Annotated in this window: 9 protein-coding genes; 5 read left to right on the top strand and 4 right to left on the bottom strand. The window is 43.8% G+C overall.

Going from position 1 to position 13,305, the window contains the following annotated elements; all coding sequences use genetic code 11:
- The first annotated feature begins 123 nt into the window (after nt 1-123).
- The 5 genes from IWA51_RS04480 to fabF all read left to right on the top strand — a co-directional run bounded on the left by IWA51_RS04480 (nt 124) and on the right by fabF (nt 7,517).
- Nucleotides 124-1,623: a Do family serine endopeptidase gene (locus IWA51_RS04480; protein ID WP_198443392.1), complete on the top strand. Its 1,500-nt coding sequence runs from the start codon at nt 124-126 to the stop codon at nt 1,621-1,623.
- A gap of 195 nt (nt 1,624-1,818) precedes the next feature.
- Entirely contained in the window at nt 1,819-3,207 is a 1,389-nt protein-coding gene (aroA, locus tag IWA51_RS04475) for a 3-phosphoshikimate 1-carboxyvinyltransferase (protein ID WP_198443391.1), read from the top strand.
- A gap of 129 nt (nt 3,208-3,336) precedes the next feature.
- A complete protein-coding gene (locus IWA51_RS04470; protein WP_177527311.1) occupies nt 3,337-4,995 on the top strand; it encodes a class I adenylate-forming enzyme family protein in 1,659 nt (552 codons plus the stop codon).
- A 127-nt stretch (nt 4,996-5,122) separates the two neighbouring features.
- Nucleotides 5,123-6,193, top strand: a complete 1,071-nt coding sequence (locus IWA51_RS04465; RefSeq protein ID WP_198443390.1) for an MraY family glycosyltransferase — start codon at nt 5,123-5,125, stop codon at nt 6,191-6,193.
- Nucleotides 6,194-6,257: 64 nt separating this feature from the next.
- Complete coding sequence (gene fabF / locus IWA51_RS04460) at nt 6,258-7,517, top strand: beta-ketoacyl-ACP synthase II (RefSeq protein ID WP_198443389.1); 1,260 nt, start codon at nt 6,258-6,260, stop codon at nt 7,515-7,517.
- Nucleotides 7,518-7,563: 46 nt separating this feature from the next.
- On the opposite strand, the gene IWA51_RS04455 is transcribed toward fabF, so the two are convergent.
- The 4 genes from IWA51_RS04455 to IWA51_RS04440 form a co-directional block, all read right to left on the bottom strand.
- Nucleotides 7,564-8,802: a M20 family metallo-hydrolase gene (locus IWA51_RS04455; protein WP_177527314.1), complete on the bottom strand. Its 1,239-nt coding sequence runs from the start codon at nt 8,800-8,802 to the stop codon at nt 7,564-7,566.
- 4 nt (nt 8,803-8,806) lie between these two features.
- Nucleotides 8,807-9,793, bottom strand: coding sequence for a UDP-glucose 4-epimerase GalE (gene galE / locus IWA51_RS04450; RefSeq protein ID WP_198443388.1), 987 nt, complete (start codon nt 9,791-9,793; stop codon nt 8,807-8,809).
- 107 nt (nt 9,794-9,900) lie between these two features.
- Complete coding sequence (gene abc-f / locus IWA51_RS04445; RefSeq protein ID WP_198443387.1) at nt 9,901-11,886, bottom strand: ribosomal protection-like ABC-F family protein; 1,986 nt, start codon at nt 11,884-11,886, stop codon at nt 9,901-9,903.
- An 8-nt stretch (nt 11,887-11,894) separates the two neighbouring features.
- The gene (locus tag IWA51_RS04440) at nt 11,895-13,229 is read right to left on the bottom strand and encodes an SH3 domain-containing protein (protein WP_177527317.1); all 1,335 of its coding nucleotides are present in this window, start codon (nt 13,227-13,229) and stop codon (nt 11,895-11,897) included.
- Between the last annotated feature and the right edge of the window lie 76 nt (nt 13,230-13,305).

Here is a 13,305-nt window from a genome sequence, read left to right as displayed (position 1 = left end):
TAGCGGTATTTAAAAGGATTTTAAAAAAATTGTAACACAAACACACCCAAAATAGTTATATTCAATAAAGACACATTCGGAATGCAGTTGTTCCGAAAAAAAACCACGGAGGTTTATTCCATCATGAAGTCAGTAACAAAGAAAATTATAGGCACCGCAGCAGTAGCGGCATTTTCATTCGGAGTCCTAACACTTTCCTGCAGGGCTAACAAAGGCGCGGCAAATGTAGCTTTTGCAGAAGGCGCATCATCAGTTTCAATACCGGCCGACCCGCTTGCAGTAACACAGGCCCTTCAGAGTACATTCAGGTCAATAAGTTCGGAAGTTCTTCCTGCTGTCGTAGAAGTTGACGTAACTGAAACCACAAAGGTACAGACATTCAATCCGTTCAGAGAACTTCCTTTCTTTTTCGGCTATCCTGATGAAAAGGACAAAAAAGAAGAAGACAACATGAGGGAATTGCAGCAGCAGTCCCTCGGAAGCGGTGTTATTGTAAGAAGAAGCGGAAAGACAAATTATGTTCTTACAAACAATCACGTTGCCGGAAAAGCGACAACAATCAAGATAAAGCTTAACGACGAAAGGGAATTTGACGGAAAGCTGATTGGCGCTGACGAAAGGATGGATATTGCCCTGGTTGCATTTGAGTCTGACGATACAACTATCAAAGTTGCAAAACTCGGTGACAGCTCAAAGGTTCAGCAGGGAGACATTGTTCTGGCACTCGGAAGCCCTCTCGGATACTTTGCTTCGGTAACACAGGGTATTGTAAGTGCTACAGGAAGAAGCGGCGGTCAGATTGGTTCAATAAGCGACTTTATCCAGACAGATGCCGCCATTAACCAGGGAAACTCGGGTGGTCCTCTTGTAAACATCAATGGTGAAATAATAGGTATAAATACATGGATTGCTTCACAGTCAGGCGGAAGCCAGGGACTTGGTTTTTCTATTCCCATCAACAATATAAAGACAGCCATTGACCAGTTTATAAGCAAGGGTAAAATTGCATATGGCTGGCTTGGCGTAAGTCTTCTTGATGTAACTCCTGAATACAAAAAGGAACTTGGCGTTGATGAAAACAAAAACGGTGCTCTTGCAGGCGAGATTTTCCTTGGAAGTCCGGCGATGAAGGGCGGAATGCAGGCAGGTGACTTTATCATAGCTCTTGACGGTCATGACATAAAGAGCGTAGACCAGCTGGTAAGAGAAGTAGGAGGCATTCCTGCAGGAAAAACAGCCGTCTTTACCGTAATGAGAGGCGAAAACAAAATTGACCTTACTGTAAAAATTGACGAGCGCTCTGCTGACATCGAAAAAGACAACAGCAGACTCTGGCCGGGCTTTATTGCAAGTCCTCTGACAGACAAGGCAAAAAAACAGCTTAATCTTGAGAATGCCAAAGTAAAAGGAATTGTAGTTACAAATATTCAGGAAAAATCCCCGGCAGCAGCCCTGAGACTCCAGAACGGTGATGTAATTACAGCCGTCAACGACAAAAAGATTGACTCGGTAGAAGAATTCTATGCAGCCCTTGATACAACCGGCAAAAAGGAAATATGGTTTGACATATACAATGAAGGCCATACAATCAGTACGGGAAGATTTAAAATCGAAAACAAATAGAATTCCTTAAATAAAATGTAACCTGCGGAATGCATAATAGTTATTATTATTGAAAGACAGACACACTAACGTTTATCTTCTTCATAGAAACTCCTTTGAAAAGCCTCCGGCGTTGCCGGAGGCTTTTCTTTCGCACCGGCACAAATGCACATTATTCAAATTGAAAAAAACACCGCTCTGTGCTAGAATGCCTTCATGAAAACAATTTCCTCAAACACAACACTTTCAGGACATATAACAGTACCGGGTTCAAAATCGCATACAATACGTGCACTTCTTTTGGCATCCCTTGCCGATGGAACATCAAAAATACACAATCCTCTGCCGAGTGCAGACTGTCTGAGCACAGGAAATGCCATTCCGCTTATAGGCGCAAAGATAGATTTCGGGAGCAGTTCAGAAGCCGGCAGCACATGGACTGTAAAAGGAGCGGGTAAAAACGTTCACCTTCCCGAAAACGTAGTTGATGTAGGAAACAGCGGTTCCCTTCTCTATTTTATGTCTCCAATCGCCGCTACATTTGAAGGATGCAGTATTTTTACGGGAGACGCCAGCATCAGAAAAAGGCCCGTAACGCATATGGTCGACGCACTCAACCAGCTTGGAGCAAACGCATATATTGCCCGCCCCGGAAGCGATTCCTGCCCTATGGTAATAAACGGTCCCATAAACACAAAAAATACTGTAGTTACTGACGGCCGTTTAAGCCAGTATGTTTCGGGAATGATGATGGCCGCCACAAGAATGGACGGTACACTGAAAATTCAACTTACAGACCCAAAGGAAACTCCCTACCTTACCATGACAAAAAAATGGCTCGAAAAAGCAGGCGTTACCGTAAGAATGTCAGAAGATTTCAAGAATGTAGAAGTTGACGGTCCGGTACAGATAAAAGCCTTTGACTGCACAATACCGAGCGACTGGGAAGCGGTGGCTTTTCCGCTTATAGCAGCTTTAATAACAGACAGTGAAATAACAATTGACAACATTGACGGCAGTGGAACCCAAGGTGACGAAGAAATTGTAAATGTTCTCAAACACCTTGGAGCAGACATTGAATGGAACCGCGAAAAACAGTTTATTACAGTGCGCGGACTTAAAAAATCAAGAAACGGAACAGGAAGACTTACGACAGAAGAACTGCCCGGCAAGGAACTGCATGTTAATCTTTCGGGATTTCCTGATGCCGTATGTGCACTTGCTGCAATCGCCTGTTTTACAGAAGGAACCATATATATAGAAGATATTGGTGTATGCCGTCGCAAGGAAACAGACAGAATAAAGGTTCTCAGAGAAGAACTTACAAAACTCGGGGCCTCTGTAGAAGAAGGTGAAGATTTTCTTGTAATTCACGGACATTCCCCGGTCAAGGCAGACGGTAGCGCAAATCCTGAATTTGTTCTCCACGGTGCAGAAATCGAAAGCTATCTTGACCACCGCATTGCCATGTCACTTGCCTGTCTGGGGCTCGGGCTCAAAGAAGGACAGTCTGTTGCGGTAAAAGATGCAGAATGCTGCTCAGTAAGTTTCCCGCATTTCTTTGAAAAAATGAACGGAATCGGCGCAAATTTCAAAATTTTATAATTGGAAAACTGCAACCTATTTTTATTCACTTTGTCAAATTAAAAGAAGAGAAGCGGTTTTTCCAAGGGTAATCTCCTGAAATGAAGTTTTCGGGGATTGCCTGAATTTCATACTTTTTGAGGTAATTTTATGAGTCGCACCTATGACGATTCTATGTTTATAGACACGTTTGAGCATGAATATACCTGGCTCAACGGTTTTATGAGGAATGTAAGAAGATTTTCTGCAAAAAATGCCATAATAGATCCAGAAACAAACAGAAGCTGGACTTACGGTTCGATGAACAAAGAAGTAAACAGATTTGCTCATGCGCTGCAGAAAGACGGGGTAAAAAAAGATGATATTGTTATGGCAGCACTCAGAAATTCCCCGGCCTTTGCCATGTCCTATGTTGCCCCAAGAAAAATAGGTGCAATTCTTCTTGCCGCAAACTTTAACCTGGCTTCAGGAGAAATGGCACTTCTTATTGACCACAATAAACCCAAAATCATAATTTATTCAGCAAACATAAAAAACGTTATTCTGGAAGCAGAAAAAAAATGCAGCCACAAGCCCGAACGTTTTATTCTTGCCGACAATATTGAAAACGAAGCGATTCCCGAAGGTCATGTAAGTTATGAAGATTATATTGAAGGCATGAGCGAAGATGAACCGCAGATTAACTTCAGGCCGCATATTTATGATGAAGTACTGAGGCTCTGCACAAGCGGAACAACTGCTCTTCCCAAAAGTGTACCGCTCAATGACATAAATGAAGTTCTTTCTGCCCATGACGTAATAATGCACTACCCTCTTAATCCGAACGATGCGTGTCTTAACATGACACCGTGGTTTCACAGGGGAGGATGCCACTGCGGAGGTCCGTGCCCCAGTTTTTATGTCGGATGCGCAGTTGTTGTAATGAGGGCTTTTCAGCCCAAGAACACCTTGGACTGGGTTTCAAAATATTCAATAACTTTCCTTATGGGAGCGCCGGCAAATCTTGAGATGCTTTCAAGGGCACAGGAAAGGACACCGAAAGACCTTTCTTCGCTTAAGGGAATTATCACAATGGGTGCACCTCTTTCCAAAGTTGACTGCATAAGATACATCAACACGCTTACACCGAATATTTTCAACGGCTACGGAACAACCGAAACTTTCTGGAATTCATTTTTGAGGCCGTACAATCTTCCCGAAGGTGCCGGTTCTGTAGGCGGAAGCTGCATTGACGATGAAGTGCGCGTTGTTCAGATTTATGATGACAAAAAGGCAGAACCTGATGAAATGATACCGCACGACAGTCTTACTGAAGGCGAAATAATTATCCGCAGCCCTGAAAAAACGACATATTCATATTACAACAACGATGAAATGACTAAAGAAAAATTCTACAGGGGCTGGATGTATACCGGAGACACAGGAACATGGGATGACAAATGGTTTGTAACTGTACGTGGCAGAAAAGATGACATGATGGTTGTTTCAGGCGAAAACATTTACCCGACACAGATAGAAGAAGCCATAAACGAGCATCCCAAAGTCAAGGACTGTATTGTTACGGCCGTTCCGGACAAAATAAGGGGACAGGCAGTAGCCGCATACGTAATTGCAGAAGACAGTTCGCTTACAGTTGAAGACCTGTCAGCGTTTTGTGCCAAAAGCCCTATGATGTCAAAGTACAAGCGCCCCAGATATTTTGCAATCATAGATGAAATACCAAGAACTGCCACCGGTAAAAAAATGCACTATATGATGAAAAAACGTGCTGAAGGTGATGTTCTTTCAGGAATTCTCGTAAAGGGCTAAAGAGGCAGAGAGTTTTACCGGCATAGTTTTCAAGGTTGTCACCATCGATTATATCTGATATTATATGATACCTGCGGAAATCTAAATTTACAGGCTTAAATTTCAATCCTATAATCAGAGGATAACTATGCTTTACTATCTTGGCGGACTCCTTAAAAACTATTGGGGACCAGCAAGACTTCTTCAGTCCTATGCAGTCTTAATCGGTATTGCCCTGTACACGGGTTTTTTCCTTACAAAAATAATTCTTCCGAAGTTTTATAAATTCCTTCCTTCTGACAGGGGACGGGAATTTACACTTACAAAGGAAACCGCAAAAGGAAAGCCTACAGGTTCCGGTGTAGTTTTTATTACAATATTTGTTCTGCTGAGTTTTCTGTTTGCTCCTCTTGATTATCTTCAGGCAGGAATTCTTTTTCTTACCTGGCTTATGATGCTTACCGGCTTTCTTGATGACAGAAGCAGTTCGGGCTGGGGTGAATATTTAAAGGGATTTCTGGATCTTGTAATTGCTGTATCTGCAGCTTTTCTTTCGGCTCACTATCTGGGTTCAACTTCTGCAGACGGAAACCTTTGCTTCTGGCTGCCGTTTGTTTCCAACACAATCAAAGTTCCTTACTGGCTTTACATAATCATTACAACCATAATGCTGTGGATGTCCGTTAACACGACAAACTGTACTGACGGTGTAGACGGGCTCAGTTCTTCACTGGTTCTGATTGCATTGTTTACTATGGGAGCAATTTTCTATGTTATTCTGGGACACGTGGATATTTCTGCATATCTTCTTGTTCCGCATCTTAAGGACGGCGCTTCATGGGCAATTATTACGTTCTGCCTGGCTGGAGTTCTTATGGGTTATCTTTGGCACAACGCTTTTCCAAGTTCGGTACTTATGGGAGATGCAGGTTCCAGGGCACTGGGCTTTTATACAGGAGTCTGCGTTATGGTAAGCGGAAACCCGTTCCTTTTTCTTGCAACATCTTCAATTATTTTCATTAACGGCGGAATGGGTCTTCTTAAGGTCGCACTCAAACGGTTCTGCCACATCAATATTCTTGAAAAAATACGGTTCCCGCTTCATGACCACATGAGAAAAAACAGAGGCTGGTCACCGACACAGGTTCTTATTAAGTTTATGGAAATACAGCTTCTTATTACCGTGGCAATGCTGGGAATATTCTTTAAGATCAGATAATTCTTTTGACTCGGAACCTTGAATTAAGTGTTTGACTTTTATAAATATATTTTTGGAGTAACCTATGAACAGACGAAGAGTTGTCATAACAGGAATGGGCGCTGTTTCCCCGGTTGGAGCTACAGCAGAAGAATCCTGGGACGCTGTCAAAAACGGAAGAAGCGGAATTGACCGCATTACTTTATTTGATGCAACAGATTACCCTGTAAAGATTGCCGCTGAAGTAAAAAACTTTGACATAACCCGTTACGGTTTGGAAAAAAGGGATGTGCGTAAGATGGCAAGATTCACACAGTTTCTGCTCTGCGCTTCAATTCAGGCTGTAAATGATTCGGGATACAACAGGGACAGTCTCAAAAACGAAAAGGCCGGTGTTATGGTCGGTAACTGCATAGGTGGTCTGGATGTTATTGAAGCCGGATACCAGAAGTACTTTGACCCAAAGGCCGGTCCTTCAAGAATTCCGCCGTTAACGACACCAATGATGATTATTAACGAAGCGGCCGCCAACGTAAGCATGTATTACGGTCTTAACGGACTTTCATGGACACTCGGAACAGCATGTGCTTCGGGAACTGACGCTCTTGGTGCTGCACTTGATCTTATACGTTTTGGAAGACTTGATGTCTGTATTTCAGGCGGAACTGAGGCCGCGATTGACGGTTTTGGAGTAGCAAGTTTTACGGCTCTTCAGGCACTTTCCAGCTCGTACAATGACACTCCCAAGAAGGCCAGCCGCCCGTTTGACAAAGACCGCGACGGATTTGTTTTGGGCGAAGGTTCTGCAGTATTCATGCTTGAGGAACTTGAACACGCAAAAAAACGCGGGGCAAAAATCTATGCAGAAGTTGCAGGATTCGGCTCATCATGTGACGCTTACCACATTACAGCCCCTCTCAAGGACGGAAGCGGTGCAGCACTTGCTGTAAAAGAAGCCCTTGAAGATGCAGGAATGCAGCCGGCTGATATCCAGTACTACAATGCGCACGGAACTTCTACACACGCAAATGACAGCGGCGAAACAAATATGCTCAAGCTTGCCTTCGGAGAACATGCATACAAGCTGCACATTTCTTCGACAAAAAGCATGACAGGACATCTTGTTGGTGCTGCCGGTGCAATAGAAGCGCTTTTCTGCGTAAAGGCAATCAACGAAAGCTTTGTTCCGCCTACAATAAATCTTGACAACCAGGATATTGAAGGCGGATGTGATCTTGACTACACGCCCAACAAGGGAATTTCACTTGATATAGAAGCTGCTGCCAGTGCCTCGCTAGGATTCGGCGGACACAACGGCTGCATAATAATCAAAAAATACAGGTAATTAAAAAAGGGCTGTCTCAAAAGCGTGAGCCAGCCCTTTTTTATCTTTACTCCATAACTGCCATGCAGGCAATTGTTTCGGCATCTTTTGCTATGTTTGAAATTAACGCATATTCGTTGGGCTGGTGTGCCAGTTCATCCATTGATGACCAGACTACACAGTCAAAGCCGGCGTTTCTCAGATAAGCACCTACTGTTCCGCCGCCTATACCTACACAGCGTGCCTTTATGCCGTGTGCGGTTTCAAGGGCAAACTTTAGTTTTTGCACAACGGGAGCATCTTCTTTTGTAGCGACACTCTGTTCAGCCTGAAGCTCGGCAACATCTATTTTTACTTCATATTTCTTTTCTACGGCATCTATTCTTTTCTGAAGTTCTGCGCGTACCTGATCCAGAGTATATCCGGGGTTAATGCGGCAGTCTGCACAAAAGACGTCATCGCCGGGAATTATGTTTACGCCGTCTACATTTGCCATGTGCATTGTAGGTTCAAATGTCGAATAAGGCGGGTCAAACAGCGGATTTTTTTCATCAAAGAAATTTTCCATGTCGTGTACGCGCAGTGCCAGATCGCAGGCCGCAAGATGTGCATTTCGTCCCAGATCAGGGCGCGAACCGTGGGACTGTCGGCCGGTAGTGTGGAATTTGAACCAGGCAATATTTTTTTCGGCAATTTCTATTGTTTCACCATTGGAGTCACCCCCGTCCGGAATAAGAATAAGGTCATTCTTTGAAAAAAAATCGGGATATTCTTTTATAAGATACCTGACTCCGTATCTTGAACCAACCTCTTCGTCTGCCATAAAAAGAAGTTTTATTGTTGTTTTTGGCATTATGCCTGTTCTTACAAAAGCAAGCGCGGCGAGTACACCGCTGCAAAGTCCCTGCTGGTTGTCTTCTACACCGCGGCCGTAAATTTTGCCGTCTGCTTCTGTAAGAGTCCAGGGATCTGTTTTCCACAAAGATTTTTCGCCTGCCGGAACAACGTCAAGGTGCGCGCAGACCCAGATGCATTTTGTGTCATCAAGTCCTTTTATTGTTGCAACAAGATTGGGGCGTATTCCGGAAGAAACACGGGAATCGGGGGCATCATACCTTTTGAGGTCAGTAATGCCGTTTTTCTTAAGCCATTCTTCGAGCGCAAGACACTTTTGAAGTTCACCGTCTCCGCCGTTTTCAGGAGCAAGTGCTTTGTTGCGCGTAAGAATTGATTCAAGTTCAATTATATCCCTTAAACCACTGCCAATACCTTCCCTTACCTTTTTGAATTCCCCGGAAATACCCATTTTTCTATTCCTTGTGCTCTGAATAATACTTTTCGTAAGCTTTGTATGTTGAACCGATCAGTGTATCTACATCGCTGTAAACGGGTTTCCAGCCGAGAGTCTTTTCTGCAAGTTTTGAAGTTGCAGTAAGCTGTGCCGGATCTCCTGCGCGGCGTTCCACGTAATCTGCAGGAATTTCTTTTCCTGTAATGCGGCGTGTAGATTCTAGCATTTCGGTAACTGTTATTCCGTTTCCTGTTCCAAGATTGAGTGTAAGGCTTTCTTTTTTGGAAGCAATGTATTCCAGTGCAAGAACATGTGCAACAGCAAGGTCAGAAACGTGAATGTAGTCGCGTATACAAGTTCCGTCACGTGTAGGATAATCATTGCCGAATACCTTGAGTTTATCGCGCTTTCCGAAGGCAACTTCCATCATTACCGGAAGAAGGTTTGCCGGGTTTCTTTCAAGACCGTAAAGAACACCTTCGGGATCGTAACCTGCAGCGTTGAAATATCTGAGGGCCGCAAATTTGAGTCCCTTGAGTTTTTCGTACCAGGCCATAAATTCTTCAATTTTAAGCTTTGTAAAACCGTAGTAATTTTCGGGATTTTTGGGATGGTTTTCATCAATCGGAAGATACTGCGGTTCACCGAAAACTGCAGCACTAGAAGAGAACACCATGTTAAGACAGTTGTGTGCTGTTGCTGCATTCAGAATATTTATTGTTCCGTTTATGTTGTTTACGGAATATTTTTCGGGCTTTACCATAGACTCGCCTGCTGCCTTGAATGCCGCCAGGTGGATAAATGCATCAAAACCCCTTGCAAAAGCTGCCTCAAGATCTTCGGGATGAAGTATGTCGCCTGCAATAAATTCGTTTTCGGGGAAAAGATTCTGGATAAGACCGCTTGAGAGATTGTCAAATACAGTTACGGTATGTCCCTTTGACATCAATTCCTTTACAACATGGCTTCCGATGTATCCGGCACCGCCAATAACAAGAACCTTCATAAAAACCTCCTGAAGTGTAACTTTGTTTTATAATAATGTATCGCAAACAATTATTCAATTTACGAAAAATTCATTGCAGTCAGACTGCGCAACGTTTGCCCACAGCCTCAGTCAAGTTTTTCTGCAGCTTCTTCCCATGCTGAATTGAGCTTTTCGAGTTCCAGTGAAATATCATTTATTTTCTTCTGGACTTCGCGGCTTTTTACACCGTCTGAATAAACCGCAGGATTTGCCATCTGGTTTTCAAGTTCCGCTTTTTTTGCTTCGGCAGCTTCTATCTGTTCTTCAAGATTCTGCACTTCTCTTTCTATTTTGCGGCGCTCTGCATTTGCCTTTTTCTGTTCTTCCCACGAAAGTTTTACTGCACTCGAAGTGTCTTTTTCTGCGCCTGAAGCCTTTTCTGAAGAAGACCTGGTACCGGCAGTTACCGCTGCGCCTGCTGTTCCGCCGCCAAAAGAAGATGCACCCACAGTACCTGCCGCTTCATCTTCAAGGCGCTGCATGTAGTATTTGTAGTCACCGGGGAAAACCCTGAATGTTCCGGGATGAAGCTCAAGTACCCTTGTTGCAAGGCTTTCTATAAAACCGCGGTCATGGCTTACAAAAATTACTGTTCCGCAAAAATCTTTGAGGGCATCAAGAAGAACGTCCTTTGAGTGCATGTCAAGGTGGTTTGTCGGTTCATCAAGCACAAGAAGATTTACCGGGCGCAAAAGAAGTTCCAGAAGAGCTATTCTGCTTTTTTCACCGCCCGAAAGAACGTCTATACTTTTGTAAACATCGTCGCCCCGGAACAAAAACGCTCCCAGCATGTCACGGAGTTTTGGAATAAGTTCAAGAGGGGCATGCGATTCAAGCCTGTCAAGAATACTTTCACTGCCTTTTATTTTTTCTGCACTGTCCTGCGAAAAGTAGCCTACAGAAACCCCGCTTCCAAGCCGCACCTCGCCGCTGTAATCCTTGTCGGCCCCGGCAATAATTCTTAAAAGAGTGGACTTTCCGGCTCCGTTGCGTCCTGCTACAACAATGCGTTCGTTCTTTTCTATAACCATGTCAAGATTGTTTATGACATTGAATGTTCCATCATAAGTTTTGCAGATTTTGTCAAGTGTTAGAACAATCTGTCCTGAATGCGGTGCCTCGGGAAAAGTAAACCTTATTTTTTTGAGGCTTTCAGGAATTTCTATTTTGTTTTCTAGAAGTTTGTCGAGCTGCTTCTGTCTTTCCTGCGCCTGGGCTGCTTTTGTTGCCTTGTAACCGAAGCGGCGTATAAAGTCTTCGAGTTTCGTAATTTCCTGCTGCTGCTGTTCGTATGAAGCAATGAGCGTGTTAAGTTCGACTTTTCTGACTTCTTCATAATGAGTGAAGTTTCCGGGGTAGCGCTTTAGGGTTCCGTTAAAAAGTTCGTAAACTTCATTTATTGTGTGGTCAAGAAAATATCTGTCGTGGCTTACAAGAAGGAATCCGCCGTGGAATTCTGAAAGGAATTTTTCAAGCCAGTTTCTTGCTTCTATATCAAGATAGTTGGTGGGTTCGTCCAAAAGCAGAATGTCAGGACCGCACATAAGTGCTTTAGCAAGTGCAATTCTCATCTGCCATCCGCCAGAAAACGCTTCTGTACGTTTTGAAAAATCTTCGCGCGAAAAACCAAGTCCAAGCAGAACCTGTTCGGCAAGAACGGCTCTTCTGTACCAGCCACTTTCGTCAAGTTTTGCAATAAGTTCTGCGTGTTCTTCTGCAAGCTTGTCTGAATTTTCTGGGGAAGATTTGAGTGCGTCACCGATTGCGTCTGCACGGGCCTGTATGTCATATCCCCACGCAAAGGCTTTGTCGGCTTCTTCTCTTAACGTACAGCCACTGTGAACAAGGCCGCTCTGTGGAAGATATGCAATTCTTGTATCTTTCTGCGTTATGCGCTCACCGGAGTCGGGTTCCGTTATTCCGGCCATAATTTTAATAAGAGTGGACTTTCCCGCACCATTGGCACCGGTAAGGGCAGCCTTTGTTCCCGTTGCAAGATTTACGGAAACATCCTTAAGAATATCTCTGTCCCCAAAAGCCAGGGACACTTTTGAAAACTGAACAAAAGACATCAGTTACCTCAATTCTGGAAAAAGAGAACTATTGAATTTACAGGAAGCGTTACCGTTACCCTGTTTCTTCCAGTAGCCTCATTCATTATTTTTTCTACCTCTGCAACAGCAAGTCTGAGTCCGCTGCTTTCTGTTTTGTAAAGGAAGTTGACTTCGGTTGCGCTTTCGTCAAATATAAAACTTACAACGCCGTCCCATTCAGATTTGAGGTTTGAAGGAATAAAGTATTTCATCTGAACAGTTCCCGAGCCTTTTATTCCGCGGGGAATTACACCCGGAACAAGACGGTTGAATCCTGACCAGAGGAATTTTGCATCTTCATCAAAAGTGAGGGTTCCGTAATTGCTGCTGCGGAATGTCGGACCGTTTGCCCTCATTGCCAAATAGCTTTCTTCACGCTCATGCTTTTCGTCTTCTATTATTGCAGCTATATCCGTTCCTTCTTCAAGTGCAACAAAATTAAAGGAACTTGGCATTCCGCGCTCATCCGTGTACTTAAGCACAATCACGCGCGAATTCCTTACGGTAACCCTGAGCGGTGTTCCCTCAAAGTAATAGTCGCCGTCTGTTCCGCGCTTAACACCTGCATATGGGTAAGAAAGGTCAAGGGTCGGAAGTTTAACAGTCACTGTCCCAGAAGAAGCACCTGTATCAAACATGTAGTCTGTAGTGAAATATTCAAGGTCAATCCTTCTTGAAGAAATCATGCCGCTGTAATAGTCAGGATACCATTTTGTAGCAAGCATCTTTTCCATTACTTCATCAGTTTCCTGAACACTTGCCTCTTCTGCTCCGTCTCCGTAGGTTCCGTCTGCATTCATTACAAAAAGACGCAGGTTGTGTGAAAAACACCAGCCCAAAGTTCCGTCACCGGTAAGAACACGCAGCCACTTTCCTTCGAGGTTCTGCTTTCCGTTTGTAGGAACGGCGCCTTCACCTTCATAAAGAGCACGTACAATCTCGTTCTTCTTGAGCCTGTAAACCTGCTTTGAAGTATTCACTTTGTCTGCGCGGATAGGAAGTCCGTCAAGCACGCATTTTGCATAGGTATTTGCATAGTTTTCATAGCGGCGGGCAGTTTGCTGTGCGCGTCCCTTTGATTCGGGTTCGGAAAGTTTCCAAAGCGGAACTTCAATTTTCTCTTTTGTTTCGGGAACACCGATTACATAAACGTGAGAAATATTGGACTTTACATAAACAGGAACAATTGTTCCGTCGGCAAGGGACTGTTCGGGAACATTCCACAAAAGTACGCTGTAACCGATTATGCCGGAACATGATGAAAATAAAAATGCGGCAGATAAAGCAACAGCCGCGAGTGCCGGTTTAAAAATTGATTTCATAACCCAAGAATAATACACTATATGGAAGAATATTTCTACAGGGGTTACACACCCGCCTTTTTTGTGCTAAAATTGT

Source organism: Treponema peruense, from assembly GCF_016117655.1.
Lineage (GTDB): Bacteria > Spirochaetota > Spirochaetia > Treponematales > Treponemataceae > Treponema_D > Treponema_D peruense.
This window is presented reverse-complemented; position numbering and strand designations above follow the sequence as displayed.

What these genes read in the sequence shown, in the direction of transcription:
- IWA51_RS04480 (WP_198443392.1), top strand. Translation starts at nt 124, where the DNA reads ATGAAGTCAGTAACAAAGAAAATTATAGGCACCGCAGCAGTAGCGGCA.
- aroA (WP_198443391.1), top strand. Translation starts at nt 1,819, where the DNA reads ATGAAAACAATTTCCTCAAACACAACACTTTCAGGACATATAACAGTA.
- IWA51_RS04470 (WP_177527311.1), top strand. Translation starts at nt 3,337, where the DNA reads ATGAGTCGCACCTATGACGATTCTATGTTTATAGACACGTTTGAGCAT.
- IWA51_RS04465 (WP_198443390.1), top strand. Translation starts at nt 5,123, where the DNA reads ATGCTTTACTATCTTGGCGGACTCCTTAAAAACTATTGGGGACCAGCA.
- fabF (WP_198443389.1), top strand. Translation starts at nt 6,258, where the DNA reads ATGAACAGACGAAGAGTTGTCATAACAGGAATGGGCGCTGTTTCCCCG.
- IWA51_RS04455 (WP_177527314.1), bottom strand. Translation starts at nt 8,802, where the DNA reads ATGGGTATTTCCGGGGAATTCAAAAAGGTAAGGGAAGGTATTGGCAGT.
- galE (WP_198443388.1), bottom strand. Translation starts at nt 9,793, where the DNA reads ATGAAGGTTCTTGTTATTGGCGGTGCCGGATACATCGGAAGCCATGTT.
- abc-f (WP_198443387.1), bottom strand. Translation starts at nt 11,886, where the DNA reads ATGTCTTTTGTTCAGTTTTCAAAAGTGTCCCTGGCTTTTGGGGACAGA.
- IWA51_RS04440 (WP_177527317.1), bottom strand. Translation starts at nt 13,229, where the DNA reads ATGAAATCAATTTTTAAACCGGCACTCGCGGCTGTTGCTTTATCTGCC.